The organism is Bacillus clarus (genome assembly GCF_000746925.1).
Classification (GTDB): Bacteria; Bacillota; Bacilli; order Bacillales; family Bacillaceae_G; genus Bacillus_A; species Bacillus_A clarus.
Genome location: NZ_JMQC01000008.1, coordinates 156,191 through 178,995, shown reverse-complemented (window position 1 = coordinate 178,995; position 22,805 = coordinate 156,191). Strand labels below are relative to the sequence as shown.

Below are 22,805 nucleotides of genomic sequence, written 5' to 3'. Positions count from 1 at the left end.
AATAAAATTTTAATGGATGAAATACTTCCGTATAATTTAAAAAATGAGCTTACTACCTTCGGATTAGGATTTCTATTTGTAGTTATAATTCAAGTAACTTTATCAACAATTAGACAGCATATATTACTATACTTGTCGCAAAAAATTGATATTCAGTTGTTGTTAGGATTTTTTAGACATACTTATAAGCTTCCAATGAAATTTTTTTCTACTCGGAAAGTTGGAGATATTTTAACAAGATTTAGTGATGCATTTACCATTAAAAATATTTTAACATCAGTAACGTTGTCATTATTTATTGATTTGTTTTTAGCAATTGCATCTGCGGTAGTGCTTTATGTTATGAATAGTACACTTTTTGGTGTAATTCTAGTTTTAACATGTTTAAATGCAGCGTTAGTCTTTATTTTTAAAGGGCCGTATAAAAAAATTAATTTTCGAAAGAAAGAATCAGATTCTATCCTTAACAGTCATATTGTAGAAACTTTAAAGGGAATAGAAACCATTAAAGTACATACAGCGGAAGAAAAAACCTTAGAAAAATTAGAGACTGAGTATGTAAAAAATTTAAGAATTAGTTTTAAAGAAGGTGTGTTATCAAATATTCAAAACACTTTCTCTTCCAGTATTTCTGGAATAGGACAAATTTTACTAATGTGTATAGGGGCAAGTATGGTTATGGATAAAGATATTACATTAGGTGGATTAATGGCTTTTGTAACTTTATCAGCTTACTTTATGGATCCTATCGGAAGATTAATACATGTTCAACTTACTGTTCAAGAAGCGAGTGTGTCCCTTGCGAGAATCTCAGAATTGTATGATGTAGAAAAAGAACAGTTAAATGATAAAAAACAAAAAGTAGAAGAATTATCTGGTGATATTAAATTAGAAAATATAACGTATAGATACGGAAGTAGAAGTCCGGTTTTAGAGAATGTATCAATTACAATCCCAGAAGGTAAAAAAGTAGCATTAGTAGGTGGATCAGGGAGTGGTAAAACTACAATCACTAAATTGTTATTAAGGTATTATTCTCCTGAAGAAGGAAGTATTAGAATTTCTGGAACAGATATTAACGCTTTAGATTTGTATAGCTATAGAAAAAGCATTTCATATATACCGCAAAATATAGAATTGTTCTCTGGAACTATTAGAGAAAATATATCTTTGGGTATAAGAGGTGTAACTGATGGGCAGTTGAGAAAATCTTGTAACGATGCTGGATGTAAAGAATTTATAGAGAGATTACCAGGTAAGTATGATACATATTTAGATGAAGCGGGTGGAGGACTTTCTGGTGGAGAAAAACAAAAGATTGCTTTAGCGCGTGCTCTAATACTAAATAATAAGTTTACAATATTAGATGAGGCTACAAGTAATCTGGACTTTATTAGCGAAGCAAATGTGTATAATACTTTATTCTCAAAAAAGAAACATTCTACAATGTTAATCATTGCGCATAGGCTTTCAACTATTCAAGATTGTGACATTATTTATGTTTTAGATCAAGGAAAAGTAGTTGAAGAAGGGACGCATCAATCCCTATTGGAGAAAAAAGCAGTATATTATAAATTATATTCTAGTCAAGTAGGTAATTCTTTAAAAGAGAAAAGTTTAATAGAAAACTATGAATTTCAGAACGAAGAGAATGTGACTGAGTATATAGGAGATGAGATAGTTGAGTACAGTTGAAAAAATTTCAATTAGAGGAAAAAAAACTCTAAAACTTAATCATGTACTTATTGCTGAAGTAAGTAATGCTGACCCGTTAGAAGTTCAGAAAACATCACATATGATGCAAAGTTACATAAAGTCACATGGGAAAGCTATTGTAGGACCGCTAATCAATCATTCTTATTCAGTCGTGGATAACGATGGTAATATGCGAATTAATATCAAGTTAATTATGCAATTAGATAGTCCTCTTCATATATTGGATGAAAATTATGAATTTAAAAAGCAGTTAAGAATAGATAATTGTTTATTCGCACGATTTTATGAAAAAGAAGAGAATATAAAATTTGCATATTTTAAATTGAATGTACATGCATTTGAAAATGATCTTAACTTGCAGGGTGAAAGTTATACAGTTTATGTGAAACAAAATAGTGATAAATTAATGGCAGATATTTTTATGCCATTACAAGATTAATGGGGTAGGAGATCAGATTGGAAATATATAATTTAAACGAGATTACCGATAGTAGAATATTATATGACAAAAAACCTCCAAGATTTATGCTATTCATAATAGCAGTAGTGATGATTATGATAACAATTTCTATCATATGGTCAATATATACCGTTAAAACATATGTCGTAAAAGGACAAGGTATTGTTACAACACAAAATAAACAAAATATTATGTCTCCTGTTTCAGGTGCGGTTGAAGAAATTCATGTAGAAGAAGGTAAAAAGGTATATAAGGGTGATTTGCTTTTATCTTTAAAACCCACGCAGTCAAATTTACAGATAGAGCAAACAAATGAACAGGTAGTACACTTAAATGAACGATTAAAGTTGCTTACACGAGCTCAGACAAATGTTTCGAAAGGAACAAATGATTTCGATACAAAAAATAGTGATGAATTTGAATTTTATAATAAGTTAAAATCTTTGCAGGTGAAAATAAAAGAATTCGAATTTAGCAAAGTTACTGAAGATACTCTTAAGCAGCAAAATTATACGGATGAGCAGATTATAGATTATAAAAATAAGGCGACAAATAAGAGAGAGCAAGCAAAATATGATACGCTTTCAGAATTTACTAATGAAAAGAAGCAAATTGAAATGGAAGTAAATAAATTGGAAGCTCAAAAAAGTGCTTTAGTAAAAAGTCTTGAAGAATATAAAATCTTTGCTACTGAAGATGGTAAATTTCATTTAAGTAGTAAGATAACTATGGGAATGGTTATTCAGGCTGGGATGTTAGTGGGAAGTCTTGCTGGAGAGAATGAAGATTTGATTATAGAATTGAATATGCCAGCTGCGGAAAGAACAAAAGTAAAAATCAAAGATGATGTTGAAATGGTGGTAGCAGGTCTAAATCAAAGTGAGTATGGTACCATTAAGGGAAAGGTAATCAGTATTGCTGAAGATGCAATAATTGATGAAAAAAAAGAATCTAATAATATATATTTTAAAATGAAGATTAAACCAGAAAAAAGTTATTTAGAGGATAAAAATAACAAAAAGGTAAATTTGTCTTTAGGAATGTTGACTGAAGTAAGAATTAAGTATGAAAAAATATCTTATTTACAATATTTAACGGAATTAATGGGGATTACAATGTGATGTAGCATTGTTAAATATATGAAAGTATCGTGAAGCCCTCTCGAATTACAAGATAGAACGTAATATGTATGTTAAGTAAAATACAGTTAAGAATTTTAATATTTATATAGTGGGATAGGAGGGAGAAATGATGACCTTAGTGTTACCAGCTAATTATATAGAAATCGAAGAAAAAGAAATGGAATATATTGATGGCGGTTATTATATCGATCATGATACGTTACAAGGAATTATTTTTTCAGCAGGAGGTGCGACTGCTGGTGTCTCTGTAGCTGCGATAACAGCCGCTATTGATGGGATTGCAGTTGCTATTGCAGCTATACCTGGTTTAGGCTGGGTTACTGGTGCTATCCTGGCAACTTATGCGGGTTCATTTGCAGCTACTGCTGCAAACGCATTATGGGAAGGTAAAGGGATGAATATTCGCGTTGGTTTAGGCTGACCTCCAGGATTGAACTTTTTTGTAGGTTGATAATTACTGAATTTTAGCCTTGTAAGAGAGGGTTTCTCGATACTTTCATAGTATAACGGTATACAGATTTTCAAGTTCCTGATAAGTCGCAAGTTCCAAAAGTAATTAAGGAGTTTAGGATACCTGTGCTTAATTTTTTAGTAATAAAAAATACTATTATAGGTTCTTTTTTCAGCCATTACATGCCAAGACTTTATAAATATTGGGGTTATGCGTATTCATTGTTAAAATGAGAGGGAAATTTATAAATTAAATTTCAACTGAACAGGGTGTGCGAATAGGATGGAGAAATCAGTGAAAATTTTAATGGTACTTAATGTACTTAATTACTTAAATAATTTTGTATTTATGTATGTCAATGGTTTTATGGTATTAGAAGGTCCAACTGCAATGTGGTTTGTATCCCCTTTATTATTTTTGACATTGACATCATTTATATTGGCTACTGATTATAAAATCGAATATCAAATTTTTAAGAAAGAGGCCCTTTTTGATTATATTATACGTGTAATTGCAGCTGTAATTGCATTTTTTAACTATAAGTTTGAATTTTTTTCGTTTGAATATATATTAAGATTTACGTTAGTATTGTTATTATTTATTGCGAGTATAGTGCTAGAGTATGGAATGCTTCGGAAAGTAAAAAGTAATGTTGGTACTATTGAGAAAAATACAGAAGATGTTGTTACAGAAGAAGAAAAACAAAATATTAGAAAAATGGGTAAAGCAGTCAGATTGGGAGTAACATCATTTTTTTTAGTTACAGCAGGAGCTATGAATGTTACTGTTGTTGCTAACTTGCACATGTATTATATAGCAATTTCAATAGGTGTATTTATTGTGTTCTTGCGTATGAACTATACTAAAGTGAAATTGCTATATTTGGACAAAAATTTAAAGAAGAGGATTTATATAAGAGATAGTTTGTATGCCTGCTTAGGTTTTATTTTTAATGTTTTTATAGCAATTGGGATTTTTTCATTTGGCGAGGGAGAGCAGACATTAGGAATTTTAATAGGGTGTTTATCGTTATACCCAACAATTCGGACAAACAGAAAAATAGCATTAAGGCATAAACATATTGTAGAAGTAATGGGTGACCAATTTTCATATTATTATACCCTTAAAGATTAAGTATGATATAGATATAGTGCTGTGGATATTATCCCTTCTAATGTAAATAGTGTATTTAAACATTGAAAACCCACAGCTAAAGCAGTGGGTTTTTGGAGTTCTTCAATCGCTTGTGCTCTCTTGAAAGCGGTGGGGGATAAAGAACCTCCATGCTTCAGCTTGGAGGCGTTCAGTGATGCTCATAGTATTGATTCATATGATCAAGCGTTTTGGTAGCAGCATCATCTGAGAAATAAAGTTCAAGGTTTATATATGATATCTCGGCTGATATAGAAGAATACGTGTACATTTCCTCTTCATAAACTTCTATTGCCGTATTGATATCTTTGTGCTGTATGATAGACAATGTAAGTTTAGCAGCATCTTTTATCGCTACGTTCACACCTTCTCCAGCAAATGGCGACATTAAATGTGCAGCATCACCAATTAGAGTAACTCCTGGTTTGCTTTTCCACTTAAGACCAACAGGTAGCAAGTGATCCCTTAGTCCGATTATGTAGTAGGTTTCATGTAGCTACTGGTAATTTACTCAGCCCTGAAGGCTTAAAAAAACGGTTTTTACAACATATTTTTTCTTTACTGTTACAACAAAAAGTATGTGAACAAGCGCAAATTTCTAACCATCTCTTCTCTTATTTTCAGCGAAGTCGTATCCTAGATGCCACCGTATTTCAAGTACCAAATGCTTTAGAAAATGTATATCCTGGTTCTGGAGGATGTGCCCAAACAGCCGGAATCAAAATTCAATTAGAATATGATCTGCACAGTGGAAAATTTCTTAACTTTCAAGTTGAACCTGGAAAAAGTAATGACAAAACATTTGGTACGGAGTGCTTAGATACCTTACGACCAGGAATTTATGTATTCGTGATTTGGGTTATTTTTCATTGGAAGATTTAGATCAAATGGATCAACAAGGTACATACTATATTTTTCGTTTAAAATTAAATACGAATGTATATGTAAAAAATCCAAACCCAGAATTTTTTTAAAATGGTGTCATTAAGAAACAATCGAAATTCATACAAATCGATGTGAAACAGATTTTGAAACAACTACAACCTGGAGAAACATTTGAATTAAAAAATGCTTAAATTAGTGATAAACAGCAACTGTTTGCACGCGTTATTTTTAATCGATTAACAGATAAGCAACTTCAAAAACGACGAGCGAAGATCGCGGAAAAAGAAAAATCTAAAAATAGAACGTACTCAGAGAAAAGTAAAATGATAGCGGGATTAAACGTGTACGTGACGAATATACCTTGGGAATGGGTTCCGATGGAACAGGTACATGAGTTATATACTTTACGTTGGCAAATAGGTGTGTCCAGATAAGGACACATTATCTAGTTGGTGAAAGTCCAATCGGGAGAATAGACTCCACTCCCGTAGCCTGAGAGGCGCCATGAAGTGAAAGCGACATGGCGAAGCCCTCTGACATCACATGCAAAAGGCACGTGGGCAAATCTCCAGGTTGTAACGTACAGTGAACGTAGACGTAGCCTCGTTACACGCAATTCCGGTGGCTGAGACGGTCTATAACGTGCGAAAGCAGCAAGAACTGACCGAAACGAGTCTGGAACGGCAGTTCTCACCGGCGGGGTATCAGCGGCGACATGGAGAGAAAGATAATGTGGAAACTGGAGAAGCCCTCGACACCCGATGAAGAAACCTCATCGAGGAGACTGTCTCTATAACCGCGATCGGGAAGTGAGAACGGTAGGTGTCAGGGTGGCGGAACGGATCGTAGTACCAGAAATCTGCGTGCAGCAAAACGCGCGGGGAGGAAAGGGTCCGAACCTGTAAGCATTTCGTACGACCAAAGGAGGCAAGGGTGCCATGACAAAAACACCTATTACTTTGCAGGAACTAAGGCGACGAATCTATCAAAAGGCGAAGTCTGAACCTACGCATCGGTTTTGGGGACTATTTTCCCACATTACCAAACTAACAACCCTTCATGAAGCATATCAGCATGCGAGGAAAAACGGCGGTGCCCCAGGTATCGATGGTCAAAGTTTCACTGATATAGAGCTAGAGGGAGTTACGCCGTTTCTAAAGAACATCCAAGCAGAACTGCAGGCTGGAACATATCAACCACAAGCTAATCGTAAAGTAGAAATCCCAAAAGCAAACGGCAAAATGCGGACACTACAAATCCCGTGTATACGGGACCGTGTGGTCCAAGGAGCGCTAAAACTCATATTGGAAGCCATCTTTGAGGCTGATTTCTGCCCAAATTCCTATGGATTCCGACCAAAACGCTCCCCACATCAAGCGCTGGCAGAAGTACGACGCAGTGTGCTGCGTCGTATGACCAAAGTCATCGATGTTGATTTGTTGCGTTACTTTGATACAATCCGACATAACATCCTACTGAGGAAAATCGCAAAGCGTGTCCAAGACCATCAAGTTATGCGCCTAGTAAAGCAGGTAGTGAAAGCCGCGGGAAAGATTGGCGTCCCGTAAGGGGGACCGTTCTCTCCACTAGCGGCAAACATCTACTTAAATGAAGTAGATTGGACATTTGATGCCATTCGGCGTAAAACGACGGAAGGCAACTATGAGGCGGTGAACTATCACCGATTTGCCGATGACATGGTTATCACCGTAAGTGGGCACTCCAGCAAACGAGGGTGGGCTGAACTGGCATTGCAACGACTGCAGAAACAACTGGAGCCTTTGGGAGTTGAACTGAATCTTGAGAAAACTCGGATGGTCGATGTCTTACAGGGAGAGTCTTTTGCCTTTCTGGGATTTGATTTCAGGCGAGTACTGAACCGAAATAAGACCCGACACTTCATATGCATGACCCCAAAGAAGAAAGCTCGTACGGCAGTGAAAGCAAGAATCCGCGAACTCATTCAAAACGCAGGAGCCAAGCCAGCACAAGACTTAGTAAAACAAATCAATGCCGTACTAACAGGATGGGTGAACTACTTTCGAGTTGGAAACTCTAGCAGAGCATTTAGCGAAGTGCGTGACTACACGGAGATGAAAATCCGTACACTGCTGACAAGAAGGAAACGGCGACAAAAGCGTAGTATCGGATGGCAGAGATGGAGTAATGAATATCTCTATGGTGTACTGGGGCTCTACTGGGACTGGAAAGTCCATTCCCTTAAAAGTGCAGAGGGATACCGATGAAAGTGTCTGCCATTTGATAGGTCTCATAATCCTTTCGATGAAGTTTATGGGGTGAGCTGCTTGAGGGAAAACCTCACGAGCAGTTCTTATGGGGAGGAGCTGGAAACGGGTCATAATTGATACCGCGCCAGTTCTTTACCCGACAGATTGTCTTTAAAACATGGAAATCACTCTTCAAAATAGACCAGTATCGTCATGTAAAACAAGAGCGATTAGAGTGCCAGCTATATGGAAAGCTAATCGCTATTTTCCTATGTTCCTCTACAATGTTTAAAATGCGTCAACTTCTTTTACAAAAGAAGAAAAAAGAGTTAAGTGAATATAAAGCGATTGGTATGATTCAGGATCATCTATCTCTTTTGTATCAAGCCATACAGAGAAACACCCACGAAATAACAAAGGTCCTAATCCGCCTGTTCCACCTCCTACAGAAGAATGGGCGCAAATCTCACAGATATGAGAATAAGACTGTCTTTGATATCATGGGTGTTGTCTATGAGTATAATAGATTGAAAAAACAAAAGAAAGTTGCATAATTTAAAAAATGAAACTTTAAGGATAAATAGTGTTTTACGAGTTTTTAGTTTATTTGAACGAAAGTTCATTTTGTTTCCGTTCTTAAGTTGATGGGCATGGGGTAAGTTTGACAATATTTTTCTTTTTTGCATATAATATATGCATCTACATACATAAAATATGAGGCGCTATATTTACTATAGTAGAATATGGTTGGAATTGATAAATACACAATCTTATATAAGAGTTTAGAGGCTCTTGTATTTGATAATATAAACTATAATAGAAATGGAGGACTAAAAATGGGATGGATTATCACATTAATAGTTGGTGCTATTATAGGTGCAATTGCTAGTTCTATAACGGGTAAAAATTTTCCAGCTGGGATGTTTGGAAATATCATTGCAGGTTTATTAGGTGCTTGGTTAGGGAGTAGATTATTTGGATCTTTTGGGCCATCATTTGGCGGGATTCATATTGTGCCAGCGTTATTAGGAGCAATTGTGTTAATTCTTATTGTATCATTTGTAGTAAAAGCTGTAAGGAAATAGAAAGATGTAACTAATTATTTTATCAAGTCCTTTTTAGGACTTTTCTTAATTAGAGAGGTGGTACACTTGGAGAAAGTAAATGTAAGAAAAAGAGATAAATTGAAAAAGTTTTTTAAAGAACAAAATTATTTAGCTGTACTACTTGGATTTGCGTTGCTGTTTGTAAATATATTATTGCTTACAAAAATTTCATTTGTCTTCACACCGTTTGTCGTATTTTTAAAAACAATCTTTTTCCCAGTTTTATTAGCAGGAGTACTATTTTATATTTTGCATCCTTTCGTTTCTCTTTTAGAGAGAAAAGGTGTTTCGAGAATTGTGTCAATTGCCTCGATATATATACTCGTTCTTGGTTTGTTTATTTTTCTTGTTGTGACGGTTGTTCCAATTATTAAAGACCAAGTAAATGCTTTAATAAAGAACTTGCCATATTTCGGACATGAAATCGAGAGGGCAGCGCGTAGATTTGGAGAAAGTAATGTAATTGGTAGAATACAAGAAAGCTTAAATATTGATGTAGCTAGTATTGTAAAAGATTCCACAATGAACTTTACGAATTCACTATCATCAGTAACGGGGAATGTAACTGGATTTTTAAGTACGCTTACTGAAGTCGTTCTTACATTTGTTATGGTTCCATTTATATTGTTTTATCTTTTGAAGGATGGCGAACAATTACCAAATCATTTTCTAAGATTTATTTCAGGGCAAAGACAGGCTTCTGCTAAACTTATATTGGATGATATGCATTACGCAATTAGTTCGTATATTAGAGGGCAAATTATTGTTAGTTTATTTATCGGTATTATGTTACTAATCGGTTATTTAATCATTGGTATTAAGTACGCAGTATTGCTTGCGGTTTTAGCGATGATAGTAAATATAGTACCATATGTAGGACCAATTATCGCTATAACCCCAGCTTTAATTATTGCTTTTATTGATTCACCCGCAATGATCTTAAAGGTAATTATTGTAATGATGGTTGTACAATTGGCAGAAGGAAAATTTATTTCACCACAAGTAATGGGGAAGAAGTTAGATATTCATCCAATTACAATTATTTTTATTATTTTAACGGCAGGAAATTTATTTGGAATCATGGGTATTATTTTAGCGATTCCAGGTTATGCGATATTAAAAGTACTTGTTACACATAGCTATAAATTTATTAAATTAAACACGTAAAAAAAGAGTTAAAACAGAAAAATTCTGTTTTAGCTCTTTTTTATTAATAATTGATTCGCATATTCACGTGCCCATTGATCGGCTTCTAATATAGCTTCTAAAGAAGGATTCTTAATATTATGATGAGCTTCCAATGTTGCATAGATTGTTTTTTCAATATCAAAGAATGCAATATCATTTTGTAAATATAAAGCATTCGCAATTTCATTTGCGGCATTTAAGACAGCTGGTGTTGTACCGCCAATTTTTCCGGATTCATAAGCATAATGTAAGCAACGAAAGAGAAGAGTAGGTATTCAAAACTTTTCAGAGAGCTCATAATTGGTGGGAATCAGTAAGGGATGCATATGGAATGGGCTCTGGAAAATGAGTAGGCTGAGACGTTTTACTTCACGTTAAGGAAATATGAAGTGAGCCTCAAGTACTGTATGAAGCATTAGAGAAGGGGGCAGAGAAAGTAAGAGAAATCGCGAAGGTAAATTTAGTGGAAATTAAGAAGCGGATTGGATTTGAGAGGGAACGTTAAACGTTCCCTTGGTTTTATATTGTTTCCTGAAACTGCTTAATAATCTTTCTGATGATAGGATGAAGATTACTAGGTAATGCATCAAGCGGAAAGAAGCGTAATTCTTTTGATTCAGCTGGATCACATATAAGCTCGCCATCGAAGTCTCGACAAATATAAATAACTAACACACCGTGTACTTGGTCACCGTTTGGATAGATTTGAAAAAAATCTGGTCCTGAGTATGTACGGAACAGTTCTATATTTTTTACGGTAAGTCCAGTTTCTTCAAATACTTCTCGTTTTGCAGCGTCTTCTAACGTTTCGTTATATTCTAGGGCGCCACCAATAATTCCCCAAGTGTTAAAATCTGTGCGGAGTTGCAATAATACTTCATTTTTCTCATTTAATATAATTGCGTGTGAACCTATTAGAATGAGTGGATGATTTCCTACTAATTTTCTCATGTCTTCAATATAACCCATATTTTTTCTCCTTGTATTTAATAATAATTAGGAAGTTCCTTTAACAGTTTTTCTGTCTTATGTGTAGTAAAAGCTAAGTTATGATCATCTTTTGTTCTAAAGAATAATGTGCGTAAAAATGTTTTAATATTGGCACATAAAATGCAATATTCATTAAGGGAAAGGCGTTTTCTAATTTGAGGAAGCCTTTTTATTTTTTTATGAATAATTGAAATTAAATCTTCTTGTGCAAAGTCATGATACAGCATCGATACTAAGGGAGTAACAATTCTTTCATCTTCATTATTATGGTAAATATCCGATGGGGTCAAGATTTTATTTAATAAACAATGTATCATTTCTTCATAACATTCAAAGGAAATATAGGAATTATGAACAAGTTCATTAAATGCATCAGAAACGTGTGCAATACAATGAGCCCAGCCTTTATTCTCAATATATCCACGAAAATCTGTTTCTAAATTCGTATATGTAATGAGTTCTTTCTTTATCTTTTCAATATCATCTTCTGTTAAAAAATAGTGAGAGTTAGCAAATTGGATCATTAAAGCAATTAATGAAACTGTGTAGGAACGTGTGAAAACTCCATCTGTATGTGGAGAAGAAATGTCACAATATAAGTACCCATCACTTAGGCAAGTAGTTAAGAGTAATTCAAGTTGATCTTTGAGAAGTAATTCTTTTTGAATAAAATGAGAAAAACATTTATAAATAAGTTGATAGCGAACGTAGCTATCAATTGTACCAATATGCTGAAGCATATTGAGTGTTAACTCATTCATATCTATATGCTGCATTTGCGAATAATCATTTTGCTGAATATGCTCTAACTGTTGTTGCAATGCTGTAATATCCAAAGGTGAACCTCCTCTGTGCTTTAAACATGCGATATTTTCTAGTATTCTATATATTCAAGGACAATCCTGCTCATGCAAGGAGTACAAGTTGAAATTCCAGTATTACACAGTTGAAATAGATAAGGAGAAATTATGACGATAATAAAACAATTAGAAAAAAACTTTAAAGTACGAAGAGGCGTATCCTCTTCTATAACAATAGAAGAAAATAATGCGATTGCTTTTACGGAAAAGCAAATGGAAGAAGTAGTACAACACTATATAGACGAAGCAACAAAAGAGGAACTACAAAATTTACATTTTGAGATATCTTCAAAAAGTCCAAATTATGATGTATATAAGAAATGTTTTCAAGTGAATCATTTCGAGAACAGCGGTGAGAAAATAGTTGTATTTAAGGATATTCATTCTATAGAGGATGTAGAAAATGAATTTGATTTAAAGCTTATCGAAGAGGTAGGGGAAGCGGAATTTCAATCTATTTGGCATGAAACACTGAAAGGATCTGTTGAACTGAAAGAACCGATGCTTTTTGAACAATTTGTAAGTGTGTTGCAGAAAGAAATGGGAGAGCGTTGGAAGGAGTATTGTTTAACAATAACTGTAAATGAAAAAACGATTGGAATCATCATTCCATATATAGAACGAGGGACATTAGAAGAAGGCAAGTTAATGTACTTTGGAATTGTTCCAAGTATGCGTGGTAAAGGCTATGAGGCTACGTTGTTTGAGAAAGCGATGTTTGTATTAAAAGAAATAGGAGCTACTTATTATATAGGTAATGCAGATGTGGAAAATAAATGGATGAAGGATGTTTTTGAAAAGACGAATTGTAGACAATTAAGCTCTACTGAGCGATATACAAAAACGATAACGCAAGGATAAATAAACGCCCTCCTAGAAAATTGTAGTAGGAGGGCGTTTTTATGATAAAACATACATTTAATCATTTAGTTGCTCTATATCCGTCTGTATTATGGAATAACTGGAAAATAGAAAATGTTTCAGGGCGTTATGAAGGAGAAAAGTGGGAGACTTTTTGGTTCCGAGTTATTACACCGACAGGAGTGTTTCGAGTAAAAGAATTTTTCTTAGATATAATGGAACCGGTGTTTCCAGATAGTTGTATGTATCAAGCTGAGGGAGAATGTTTCCAATATGAAGAGTTTGTGTATTGGAGAGGTGTAAATTATAAAGGAAAAGAGAGCTATGTAACGTCTAAATGGAAAACACAAATTGAAGTTTCTATTGATGAGGGATTTGTAGGAAAAGGTGAAATGGAAAAGTTTTTGCAGGAGTTACAGCCAGTAAATATGGAGCGTGCAAAGGACATAATGAATACACCATTCCATAAATTAAGTTTTCAAGCTAAAGTAGGTCGTGGTGGTGAAATAAGTAGATGTCATGAATGGAATTCACCACATGAGATGAAATTCTCATCATTACCGGTTGCGACTAAATTACCTTGGAAGCTTGAATCTGTTGGTATTGGCAATGAAGAAACACAATATGTATATTGGGATGAGAAAGAGAAGTTATATGCGCTATGGGTATGTCGTCATAAAAATAGATCGTACTATCCGTATGTTTCATGGACGAAAAATTATGGTGTGAGACAAGTTATAGATGAATTAGAATATTACTCACATCCACAAAGAGGTACGGTCGTATATCAAGATTTAGGAAATGAGCAAATAGCTTATGTGTTCCGTGGTAATCCATGTACGACACTTGAAGAAATAAAGAAAATCTTTTCTTCATTTTGAATATAAAGTGACGATTTCATACGTAAGAGTAACATTTCTTCATTGTAAAAGAGCAGATAGCAACGACAAAGAGAACAGTATTGTAATACAATAGAGAAGACTTACCCGCAAATGTATGCAGGACTATATATAGAAAGTGTTGGTGGAAATATGACGCAACAGAGAAATTGGCTACAAGCAAGTGTGGAACGAAATGAAAATAATATGTTACATATAAAATGGGAAAATGGAATAGAGGAAGTTCGTATTTATTGGAGTACTTCCCCAGAACGTATTGAAGAAACTGGAGAATTACTTCTAACAGTATTAGGAGAGTCATCGTGTACAATTGAAAACCCAAGCGAAAATGTACGTCCGTATTTTAGGTTAGTAGGAAGTAATGGACAAGCAGTTACAGTAGCTGAGCGTAGATTACCATTACAAGGAGCGTTTAATTTTCGCGATATGGGTGGATATGAAGCAGCTGATGGCCGAAAAGTAAAATGGGGTAAATTATATCGCTCAGAGGAGTTAGCTGGACTAACGGATTGGGATATTGCGTATTTACAACAGTCTGGGCTAAAGTTAATTTGCGATTATCGTACAGACTTTGAAGTGAAACATAAACCAAATCCAAGTATTGCTGGTGCGCGTCAAGTATGCTTACCAGTTATGCAAGACTTGGCAAGAGATTTAAATATCAATGAGTTTTTCCAAGTTGGTGACTTATCAATGTTAGGAAAACCAGGGGAATATTTAGTTGAAATGAATAAAGATTTTGTACAAGGTAATGAAGCATTTGTGAGCTTTTTACAGTTAGCACAAAACCAAGAAAATTTACCTTTAGTGAATCATTGTACAGCTGGAAAAGATCGAACTGGCTTTGGATCGGCATTATTACTACTTCTACTTGGTGTATCAGAAGAAACAGTAATGAAAGATTACTTATTAAGCAATGGATTCCGCGAAAAATTAAATGAAAAAATGATGGCATTTTTAGGTGCGAAATTACAAAACGAAGAGAGTAAAGAAATATTAGGAGCAATGTTTGAGGCTCGCGCTGAATATTTACAAGCTGCTATGGATGAGATCCAAAAGCAATACGGATCCATTGAAGATTATGCTGAAAAGGGACTTGGTTTTACGAAAGAACATTTAGAAGAAATGAAAACATTGTTATTAGAAGATAAATAATGATAGAAAATCCTGTATTATGTATATAATATGGGATTTTTTTATGATAAGTACTGCGGAGGTTATGATGAAATATAAAGTTATATTATTCGATGTTGATGATACGTTATTAGATTTTAGTAAATCTGAAAAAAGTGCATTGCATAACGCGTTTGTACAGTTTGGTATGCCTACAGGATATGATGATTATATAGTGAGTTATAAAGAGATTAGCAATGGATTATGGGGAGAGTTAGAACGCGGTAGTATAACGCTAGCTGAATTAGGGGTAGAGAGATTTCGAAAATTATTCTCGGCTCATCATCTTGAAATAGACGCTCACATATTTGGCGGCGCGTACCTTGAATATTTAGGGAAAGAGGCACATGTTGTACCAGGAGTTTTGGAGCTATGTAATACGATTACGGATTGCCGGTTAGCTATAATTACAAATGGATTTACAGAAGTACAGAAATCTAGAATTGAAGGTTCACCTCTTCGAAATACTTTTGAGCATATTATTATTTCTGAAGAGGTCGGCTATCAAAAACCAGCAAGTGAGATTTTTGATTATGCATTTGAAAAACTGCAAATTACCGACAAATCAAACGTATTAATGGTTGGAGATTCATTAACTTCTGATATAAAAGGAGGAAATATCTATGGTATTGACACGTGCTGGTATAACTCGACTGGTAAAGAAAATAATACAAACGTTAAACCAACATATGAGATTCATGATTTACTAGATATTATACAGATTTTAGAAATGAACGAAGAAAAAGAAGAAGTAGTTTCCTTTTAATAATAAAAAATGCCCTTTATCATAAGGGCATTTTTTATATGGGATTAGTCATCAAAAATAAATATTTCATCAATGGTAGTATGTAATGCTTTCGCAATGTCATGAGCAAGTTGCAAAGAAGGATTGTATTTTCCTTTTTCAAGGTGGCTAATTGTTTCACGTCGCACACCAACCTGTTTCGCTAAACCTTCCTGTGTCATATGTAACTTGGAGCGATATTCTTTTATTTTTGTTATGAACGCCATGGTGCATCTTCCATTTCATCAACTGGTTTATCGTAAAAGAAAATAGAAAATCCGAATGTAAGAATAAGTGTGCCGAAAATAATAGCGATATCAATCTCTTGTAAAGTAGGGTTTGGACATAGCATTTCAATAAACATTATGATAGCTGTTGTTAGTAACGTAATGATGAATGCATTTCGGCACGATTTACTTACAATTTGTTCAAAAAGCTCATCGTGATGAACTTTTCTATGAGTCGTGAAAAAGGAGAAGAAACAAAACATAGTAAACAATCCCTTTTCGTAAAAAAATCCTAGAAAACCAAAGAAACCGAGAAATCCTAAATATTTAATCCAAGTCGTTTTCACGATAAATTCTCCTTTCGATGTTAGAAATAATTCACTATATGTTATAAATATAATCACATATAAATTGCTTCAGTAATAATAGTTTTGTGTTTTTTTTCATAATAATAGTAAAAAAGATTTAATATTTTGTAAAAAATAGGGAGGAATATCGTAAAATGTTTTTAAGGAGGGAAAGAAAAGAATGTTAACTTGGATATTGATTGTTTTACTACTTGTAGTAATCACTGTAATTGGCACGATATTAATTGGGCGAAATGGCGATGAAAATTATAGTAAATCAACGAAGGGAAATATTGGAAGGCTTACAATGATTTATATCGTATTAGCTGTTATTTTAATAGTGGGGTTAGGAGCGTATATTTATTTTAAAGGGTAAAAATACATGCCCATCAACTTAAGAACGGAAACAAAATAAACTTTCGTTCAAAGGAACTAAAAAACTCTTAAAATATTTGTTGTCCTTAAAAATGAGCATGCCAAATAAAAACCTAGGTAGATATTATTTTTAAAGATTATGCAGCTTTCTTTTGTTTTCTAAATTCGCTATACGCATAGACAACACCCATAATATTGAAGACTGTTTTCTTCTCATATCAATGAGATTTCCGCCCGTTTTTCTGTAGTAGGTGGAATAGGCGGATTAGAATCTTTGTTATTTCTTGGGTGTTTTTTCTTACGATCAGTCAACATGTATTTTTAAGTTTTTACTGGAGTAAATATCAGAATGAACAAATACTTGTTATCATGCATACCAAAGATCCCTAATATATACTCGTTTTTTTACTAGGGGTGAGATATGATATGATATGATGAATGAAACTATGATATTAGGCCGTTAACCGATAATCATAGTGTATATCATGTGTAATAAGGTGAAAGAGGAGTTTCAAGAACTTGTTTACACATGCAATGGACGCAACTTTATGACATTTGTTATAGGGTTGCGTTTTTAATTTATCATAATACTCAACAATGTGATTTTGTCCGTAACGTCGTTGTTTAATCATGTTCTGGATGATGAGGAAAAGGAGCTTCCGCAAATGTTTATTTCCACGTTTATTAATTTTATCTTTAAAAAAGGTTTTACCTGATTGAAAACGGCGTATATCAATACCAGCAAATGCATTGAGTTGCTTGTTATTGTTAAAGCGAGTAATATCTCCTATTTCAGCCATCAAGCGTACTGCAGTATTCGGTCCAATCCCAGGAAGACTGAGAATGATATCGTATTCTGCACGTTGCTTGGCTATATATACCATCTTGTTAATACAGCATTCTTTTTGGTGAAGAAGCTCTTGATAGCGTCTTGCGTATAATTTGAGTTGATCACACAGAACATCGTTCTGAGAAACAGCAGGATAGGAAGTTTTCGCTATTTCAAGTATTTGAATCGCTTTTTTCTCCGCTGTAATATTTGATATTTTTTTATTGGTGTTGGCACGAATACGATTTTTTATAATGGTTTTTGAAAGACCTAAAATACAATCTGGGTGGGGGAATAGTTGAACAAAATTTAAAAACAAATCAGATTTACTGGTAAACATTCTCTCCAACTCAGGAAATGTTAATTGGATTACTTTATGCATACGACCACGAATTATCGATAATTCACTATCCAGTTCACTATATAATCTAGAAAGAGATTTTAGCTGGTAGAATAAATTATCAGTTCCGGTAAATACCCTTCGGGTAGCTGTAAAATGAGTGAGAGCTAATCGGTGTGCGTCGCTTCGATCGGTCTTATGAATCCGTAAGGAATCACATTGTAGCTTGGCTTCTAATGGGTTTAATAAACAATATGTATACTGATTATCTTGCATCAATCGTTCTAGCTGCCTGGAATAGATACCTGTTGCTTCGAATACGATTTCAGGCAATTCACCGGTCTTATCTGTAAGCTCATGAATCTTTTCTTGTAGCTTTTTGAATTCAGGTTTAGAATGTTTGATTTCACTTTCAAATACACATTGTTTCTGTGCATTATAAATTACCATATAACTTTTACCCATACTGATGTCAAACGCAATTACGTGTTTCATAAAGTTCCTCCTTAGGTGGAATTGAAGTCTTCAACTTACACTTATCGATTCTCATTTCTTATACACGATCTCGAAGACCAACATACTAAAAACTGATTCAAATAAGGTAAGTGAAGAAGATCAGTTTTGTATACGGATTCAGGATCCCAAGACACCCACGACCTTCTCTTCACTTCTACTATATAAAAAATAGTAGTGCGAACCAATGCCTTGGTTTGCACTACTAATCTTAGTATGTTTTGTATTTAAGAGTATTAAAATCGCTTAAGTTGAGGGGCATGTACTTTATCCGTTATTCCTACATAGGCTTCGGATGTTGCACATATTTGTCAATATATTTTTGTTTGGTTTTTTGATATTTTCAGTTATTATTTATTTGAAGACATTCTTCCAATAAATAACATAGGGGGTGATTATTTGAGGTATAGCAAAAAACTTGTTGCTATTTCTATTCGGCGCTTATGTGGTAATGAAAAAACGAAAATAGTATTTCGAATCCCTCCCTACTAGGGGTAAAAGGAGCAACTATATCATGAAGTACAAAAGAGATTCAAATAAATGTACTTTGAGAATGAAAATATGGAGATAAACTTTTAAAATTGGTAATTTTCACGCCAAAGTAGCCTCTCATACTAGGGATAGTTTATATGATTATAATATTTTTGATATAAATAAATTGATAAATCTGAATGTTTTTTAATGGGATTTATATTGGATTATCTTCTCTAAAAATTATAATTTTACATGTAAAAAAATGAAAAGGAGTAATAGGGGTCACCATACACATCCATCAACTTAAGAATTTTATAACGCCGAAAGCACAAAAAAGAGACGGATATGGAACCGATAGGAGTTGTACATTATGAAAAACAAGATGTATGTATTTGTATTGGTATGTTTAATTGTTGCAGTAACGGAACAAGTTGTCTATTTTTTACTCGATCATAAAGATATTTTATCTATGTCATTTGTTATAAGGAGTTTTATAAGTTTTGTTGTTGTGCTAATCGTCGTATCTGCAATTAAGTTTTTATTTTTTCTAGCAAAAAATAAAAACTCTATACAATACGTAATTTTTGTGAAAATTTATAATCTGTTTTTTATATTATTTATTTTTAAACATGTAGGTTACGGAAATGTTGAATCGAATTAGATTATATAATATCAAATTTAAAGGATTGTTTACCTAGTTAACTATTATGAGAGTTCTTATACTTGTAATTTCTTTCGTTATTAAAATAATATAAAAACATTTATGGATATATCAATAATTATATTTAAAAAAGGTTCTGGTGCAAAAATGTTAGATAGAAACATAGGGAGGAGCAATTTTCTCTACATTTCTATCTTATGAAGCTAAGTCAAGTGATTTATGAATAAATTCTTTCTGGTTTTGGACCGACTTGTCCGGTAAAATAAGTTGTTCTTTTTTATCATATGCATGGTTTCAACACCACTCAATATAGAGATTGCTGTTTTAAATAACTTTAATCCTAACATAGAACGAACTCGCCTTTTAATAAACCGTAAGTGAGGTATCACCATATGCCCATCAAGCTAAAAGAACTAGTTATCTCAAAACAATAAAAAGAGAAAAATGCACAAAATTTCCGTTTTGGGGTATTAAAATCTCTTAAGGTGATGAGTATCGGGTAAAAATACAAAATAATAAAACTGAAAAATAATAAAAATCTAAAAATAAATTGTGATATAATGGTAATATAGTTTATTGGTAATTCAGGAAGGGATTGGATAAAATGATTGAAATTGTGAATGTGTCAAAAAGTTATAATGGTTCTTCATATGCGGTAAAAGATTTAAGTTTATCGGTACCTAGCGGGGAAATTTTCGGGTTTTTAGGACCGAATGGTGCAGGGAAATCAACGACGATTAAGATGATTACTGGTCTTCATACAGTAGACAAAGGGACAATTTCGGTCAACGGAAAAGATATTATGAAAGAGCCAATGGAGGCAAAAAGGACATTTGGCTATGTTCCAGATAGCCCGGATATGTTTTTGCGATTAAAAGGGATAGAGTATTTAAACTTTATGGCTGATATGTACGAAGTACCGAAGGAAGTAAGGCAAGAACGAATTCAGTCGTTAGCAGAGAAGTTTGATCTTTATAATGCTTTATCTGACCAAATTCAAAGTTATTCACACGGCATGAGACAGAAGATTGTGATTATTGGTGTACTTTTACATGAGCCGGATGTATGGATTTTAGATGAACCATTAACGGGACTCGATCCGAAATCTGCATATATTTTAAAGGAAATGATGAGAGAACATGCTGATAAAGGGAAGATAGTATTTTTCTCAACACATGTATTAGAAGTAGCGGAAAAAATATGCGATCGCGTCGCTATTATTAATAAAGGGAATTTACAATTTGAAGGAAACTTAAATGAAATGAGAGATCATTTTAAATCCAATGAATCACTTGAAAAAATGTTCTTGGAGATGACGGGAAATGAGTAAAATTTGGACATTAACAAAGGTATTATTGAAATTAAATTATGCAGATTTCATAACAGATAAAAAGAAACGATGGGCGTATTTGTTTTCATTTGCGGCAATATTATTTGTAGGTTTTTTAATATTCGGTTCCATGACCCACGCAATGTATGAAGGAATGATACATTTCGGACAGAACCCAGGGATTATTATTGCAATGGGATTAGCGATTGCGAGTATATGGGTATTTCTTATAAGTATTACGAATATATTAACGGTATTTTACTATAGTAATGACGTTGAAATGTTGCTACCGTTACCATTAAAATCATCGCAAATTATTTCGGCGAAGTTTTTTACTGTATTAATTACACAATACGTAATGAGCTCGTTTATTTTATGGCCAATTTTTATCGCTTATGGTCTGAAGAGTGGTGCGTTCATTACATACTACATATATATGATTATCATCTACTTATTTTTCCCGATTGTTCCGTTAGTGCTAGCTTCGTTACTTATGACAATTATTATGAGGTATACGAATATAGCGAAAAATAAAGATCGTGGAAATATATTCATTGGAATCGTAAGTATACTGTTTATCGTAGGAATTAATGTATTTATGCAATGGAGAAATAAAAGTGCAGTATCTGGCGCTGGAGATTCGGTTGTGAATTACCTTGCGAATAATCAATCCTCACTTTTCGTACAAATGACAAATTATTTTCCGACTACATATTTCGGAGCGATGGGATTAGTAGAAAATGCATCGTGGAAGGGTTTATTATACGTACTTATTTACATTCTTATTTCTATCGCATTTTTTGGGGTATTTTATTACATTGCAGAGCGTACATATTTGAAAGGGGTTATTGGACTTTCAACGAGTACAGCAAAGAAAGAGGCAATTACAGCAGAAGGTTTGCAAAAATCAACTGTACAAAGTTCGCACTTAAAAGCATATGTGAAAAAAGAGTTCAAAATTTTATTTCGAACACCTCAATTTTTCTTAAATTGTATTGTGCAAACTTTTGTTATGCCAATTATGCTGTTCTTTATTTTATTCGTACAAGATGGAAATTTAAAGTTTATTACGGAGTATATAAACAATCCAGAGAAAGCAGGTTTCGCAATTGGTGCCGGCCTTTGTGCTGCATTATTTTTAATGGGGAGTAACGTAATTGCGACAACATCATTTTCTCGAGATGGAAGCTCTTGGTTTGTGAATCGTTATTTACCAGTAAAGGCTTCCGATATCTTTTTTGCAAAAGCGTTAACAGCGTGGTTAATTAATATATCGATTTTAGCTATATTTGGTATTACAATAGCAGTTGTAGCGGGAATTTCTCCAGTATTTATGGCGCTTTGGTTTTTACTAAGTGCGAACGGATTATTATTGATCAATTTAATCGGTACGCGCTGGGATGCGCAAACTGCAGATATACATTGGGATTCAGAGCAGAAACTATTTAAAAGCCGATATACAACTTTGTGGAATTTTTTAGCTAATATTTTAATAGCTTTAGTGATTATTGCAGGGGTAAGTTTATTATACTTTGTTCTTCATGTAGGATTGTGGATTATGTTTATTATTTTATTTATACTATTTACGATTGCAAATGCTATTTTAGTTCGAATTTTAAAGTTAGGCGCAGAACGTATATTGTCAAATATTAAGTAAAAAGATAGATCCTCTGTATTTGTACAGGGGATTTATCCCGCTATTCGAGGGCAGTAAGACTCCCACTTCAAAATTTGGCTGAAGCAAAGAGGTTAGGTGAGAGTCGGGCTGCCCGTAAAAGCCCGATTGGTGTGGGCTAATAATCAGTGGGGGATGA

21 protein-coding genes and 8 pseudogenes are annotated in these 22,805 nt (G+C 33.7%); 20 read left to right on the top strand and 9 right to left on the bottom strand.

Going from position 1 to position 22,805, the window contains the following annotated elements:
- Positions 1 to 3: 3 nt before the first annotated feature.
- From DJ93_RS34590 to DJ93_RS01615, 6 genes and pseudogenes are all read left to right on the top strand, one after another.
- Positions 4 to 735 (top strand): annotated as a pseudogene (locus DJ93_RS34590) (ABC transporter transmembrane domain-containing protein); the annotation flags it as partial.
- A complete protein-coding gene (locus DJ93_RS34585) occupies positions 709 to 1,695 on the top strand; it encodes a peptidase domain-containing ABC transporter (RefSeq protein WP_310593261.1) in 987 nt (328 codons plus the stop codon). The pseudogene DJ93_RS34590 and the gene DJ93_RS34585, both read left to right, overlap by 27 nt.
- Positions 1,682 to 2,155, top strand: a complete 474-nt coding sequence (locus DJ93_RS01630; RefSeq protein ID WP_042978894.1) for a hypothetical protein — start codon at positions 1,682 to 1,684, stop codon at positions 2,153 to 2,155. Before DJ93_RS34585 ends, DJ93_RS01630 begins: the two co-directional genes overlap by 14 nt.
- Positions 2,156 to 2,172: 17 nt before the next feature.
- Entirely contained in the window at positions 2,173 to 3,297 is a 1,125-nt protein-coding gene (locus DJ93_RS01625; protein WP_042978893.1) for a beta-barrel domain-containing protein, read from the top strand.
- Positions 3,298 to 3,424: 127 nt separating this feature from the next.
- Positions 3,425 to 3,739, top strand: coding sequence for a hypothetical protein (locus DJ93_RS01620; RefSeq protein ID WP_080743309.1), 315 nt, complete (start codon positions 3,425 to 3,427; stop codon positions 3,737 to 3,739).
- Positions 3,740 to 4,051: 312 nt separating this feature from the next.
- On the top strand, positions 4,052 to 4,903 hold the full coding sequence (locus DJ93_RS01615; protein ID WP_042978892.1) for a hypothetical protein: 852 nt from the start codon (positions 4,052 to 4,054) through the stop codon (positions 4,901 to 4,903).
- A 169-nt stretch (positions 4,904 to 5,072) separates the two neighbouring features.
- Here the strand turns inward: DJ93_RS01615 and DJ93_RS01610 are convergent, their stop codons facing one another.
- On the bottom strand, positions 5,073 to 5,378 hold the full coding sequence (locus DJ93_RS01610; RefSeq protein WP_042978891.1) for an FAD-dependent oxidoreductase: 306 nt from the start codon (positions 5,376 to 5,378) through the stop codon (positions 5,073 to 5,075).
- Here DJ93_RS01610 and DJ93_RS32010 point away from each other — a divergent pair.
- The 5 genes and pseudogenes from DJ93_RS32010 to DJ93_RS01580 form a co-directional block, all read left to right on the top strand.
- A pseudogene (locus DJ93_RS32010) lies at positions 5,366 to 6,231 on the top strand (IS4 family transposase); the annotation flags it as partial. The gene DJ93_RS01610 and the pseudogene DJ93_RS32010 sit on opposite strands and share 13 nt — an antisense overlap.
- A 513-nt stretch (positions 6,232 to 6,744) precedes the next feature.
- Positions 6,745 to 8,052 (top strand): annotated as a pseudogene (ltrA, locus tag DJ93_RS01595) (group II intron reverse transcriptase/maturase).
- A gap of 143 nt (positions 8,053 to 8,195) precedes the next feature.
- A pseudogene (locus tag DJ93_RS01590) lies at positions 8,196 to 8,588 on the top strand (IS4 family transposase); the annotation flags it as partial.
- Between the two features lie 282 nt (positions 8,589 to 8,870).
- Positions 8,871 to 9,119 carry a GlsB/YeaQ/YmgE family stress response membrane protein gene (locus tag DJ93_RS01585; RefSeq protein WP_042978888.1) on the top strand — a complete coding sequence of 83 codons (249 nt, stop codon included), beginning with the start codon at positions 8,871 to 8,873 and terminating at the stop codon, positions 9,117 to 9,119.
- A gap of 66 nt (positions 9,120 to 9,185) precedes the next feature.
- Entirely contained in the window at positions 9,186 to 10,307 is a 1,122-nt protein-coding gene (locus DJ93_RS01580; protein WP_042978887.1) for an AI-2E family transporter, read from the top strand.
- Positions 10,308 to 10,336: 29 nt separating this feature from the next.
- Here DJ93_RS01580 and DJ93_RS29865 read toward each other — a convergent pair.
- A pseudogene (locus tag DJ93_RS29865) lies at positions 10,337 to 10,588 on the bottom strand (1-deoxy-D-xylulose-5-phosphate reductoisomerase); the annotation flags it as partial.
- A 128-nt stretch (positions 10,589 to 10,716) separates the two neighbouring features.
- On the opposite strand from DJ93_RS29865, the pseudogene DJ93_RS29860 reads away from it, so the two are divergent.
- Positions 10,717 to 10,833, top strand: a pseudogene (locus tag DJ93_RS29860) (tryptophan--tRNA ligase); the annotation flags it as partial.
- A gap of 14 nt (positions 10,834 to 10,847) precedes the next feature.
- Here the strand turns inward: DJ93_RS29860 and DJ93_RS01575 are convergent.
- Complete coding sequence (locus tag DJ93_RS01575) at positions 10,848 to 11,297, bottom strand: NUDIX hydrolase (protein ID WP_042978886.1); 450 nt, start codon at positions 11,295 to 11,297, stop codon at positions 10,848 to 10,850.
- 17 nt (positions 11,298 to 11,314) lie between these two features.
- The gene (locus DJ93_RS01570; RefSeq protein WP_042978885.1) at positions 11,315 to 12,154 is read right to left on the bottom strand and encodes a DUF2785 domain-containing protein; all 840 of its coding nucleotides are present in this window, start codon (positions 12,152 to 12,154) and stop codon (positions 11,315 to 11,317) included.
- 132 nt (positions 12,155 to 12,286) lie between these two features.
- On the opposite strand from DJ93_RS01570, the gene DJ93_RS01565 reads away from it, so the two are divergent.
- The 4 genes from DJ93_RS01565 (at position 12,287) to DJ93_RS01550 (ending at position 15,877) form a co-directional block, all read left to right on the top strand.
- Entirely contained in the window at positions 12,287 to 13,039 is a 753-nt protein-coding gene (locus DJ93_RS01565) for a GNAT family protein (protein WP_042978884.1), read from the top strand.
- A 41-nt stretch (positions 13,040 to 13,080) separates the two neighbouring features.
- Positions 13,081 to 13,920 (top strand): hypothetical protein, encoded by an 840-nt coding sequence (locus tag DJ93_RS01560; protein ID WP_042978883.1) that lies wholly within the window; start codon positions 13,081 to 13,083, stop codon positions 13,918 to 13,920.
- Positions 13,921 to 14,070: 150 nt separating this feature from the next.
- Complete coding sequence (locus tag DJ93_RS01555) at positions 14,071 to 15,093, top strand: tyrosine-protein phosphatase (protein WP_042984096.1); 1,023 nt, start codon at positions 14,071 to 14,073, stop codon at positions 15,091 to 15,093.
- Positions 15,094 to 15,160: 67 nt separating this feature from the next.
- Positions 15,161 to 15,877 (top strand): YjjG family noncanonical pyrimidine nucleotidase, encoded by a 717-nt coding sequence (locus DJ93_RS01550; RefSeq protein ID WP_042978882.1) that lies wholly within the window; start codon positions 15,161 to 15,163, stop codon positions 15,875 to 15,877.
- A 44-nt stretch (positions 15,878 to 15,921) separates the two neighbouring features.
- Here the strand turns inward: DJ93_RS01550 and DJ93_RS01545 are convergent, their stop codons facing one another.
- Both DJ93_RS01545 and DJ93_RS01540 read right to left on the bottom strand, forming a co-directional pair.
- Positions 15,922 to 16,122, bottom strand: a complete 201-nt coding sequence (locus DJ93_RS01545) for a helix-turn-helix transcriptional regulator (RefSeq protein WP_042978881.1) — start codon at positions 16,120 to 16,122, stop codon at positions 15,922 to 15,924.
- On the bottom strand, positions 16,110 to 16,469 hold the full coding sequence (locus DJ93_RS01540) for a DUF3796 domain-containing protein (RefSeq protein WP_042978880.1): 360 nt from the start codon (positions 16,467 to 16,469) through the stop codon (positions 16,110 to 16,112). The genes DJ93_RS01545 and DJ93_RS01540 overlap by 13 nt, the downstream gene beginning before the upstream one ends.
- Before the next feature lie 181 nt (positions 16,470 to 16,650).
- Here DJ93_RS01540 and DJ93_RS01535 point away from each other — a divergent pair, with 181 nt between their 5' ends.
- A complete protein-coding gene (locus DJ93_RS01535; RefSeq protein ID WP_042978879.1) occupies positions 16,651 to 16,845 on the top strand; it encodes a hypothetical protein in 195 nt (64 codons plus the stop codon).
- 136 nt (positions 16,846 to 16,981) lie between these two features.
- Here the strand turns inward: DJ93_RS01535 and DJ93_RS31995 are convergent.
- Positions 16,982 to 17,146: pseudogene (locus DJ93_RS31995) on the bottom strand (IS4 family transposase); the annotation flags it as partial.
- A 150-nt stretch (positions 17,147 to 17,296) separates the two neighbouring features.
- Positions 17,297 to 18,508, bottom strand: coding sequence for an IS110 family RNA-guided transposase (locus DJ93_RS01530; RefSeq protein WP_042978878.1), 1,212 nt, complete (start codon positions 18,506 to 18,508; stop codon positions 17,297 to 17,299).
- Positions 18,509 to 19,370: 862 nt separating this feature from the next.
- On the opposite strand from DJ93_RS01530, the gene DJ93_RS01525 reads away from it, so the two are divergent.
- Positions 19,371 to 19,661 (top strand): hypothetical protein, encoded by a 291-nt coding sequence (locus DJ93_RS01525; protein ID WP_042978877.1) that lies wholly within the window; start codon positions 19,371 to 19,373, stop codon positions 19,659 to 19,661.
- A 195-nt stretch (positions 19,662 to 19,856) separates the two neighbouring features.
- Here the strand turns inward: DJ93_RS01525 and DJ93_RS31990 are convergent.
- A pseudogene (locus DJ93_RS31990) lies at positions 19,857 to 20,035 on the bottom strand (IS6 family transposase); the annotation flags it as partial.
- A 230-nt stretch (positions 20,036 to 20,265) separates the two neighbouring features.
- Between DJ93_RS31990 and DJ93_RS01520 the strand changes: the two are divergent.
- Both DJ93_RS01520 and DJ93_RS01515 read left to right on the top strand, forming a co-directional pair.
- Complete coding sequence (locus DJ93_RS01520) at positions 20,266 to 20,991, top strand: ABC transporter ATP-binding protein (protein WP_042978876.1); 726 nt, start codon at positions 20,266 to 20,268, stop codon at positions 20,989 to 20,991.
- Positions 20,984 to 22,648: a putative ABC transporter permease subunit gene (locus tag DJ93_RS01515; protein ID WP_042978875.1), complete on the top strand. Its 1,665-nt coding sequence runs from the start codon at positions 20,984 to 20,986 to the stop codon at positions 22,646 to 22,648. The genes DJ93_RS01520 and DJ93_RS01515 overlap by 8 nt, the downstream gene beginning before the upstream one ends.
- Positions 22,649 to 22,805: the final 157 nt, after the last annotated feature.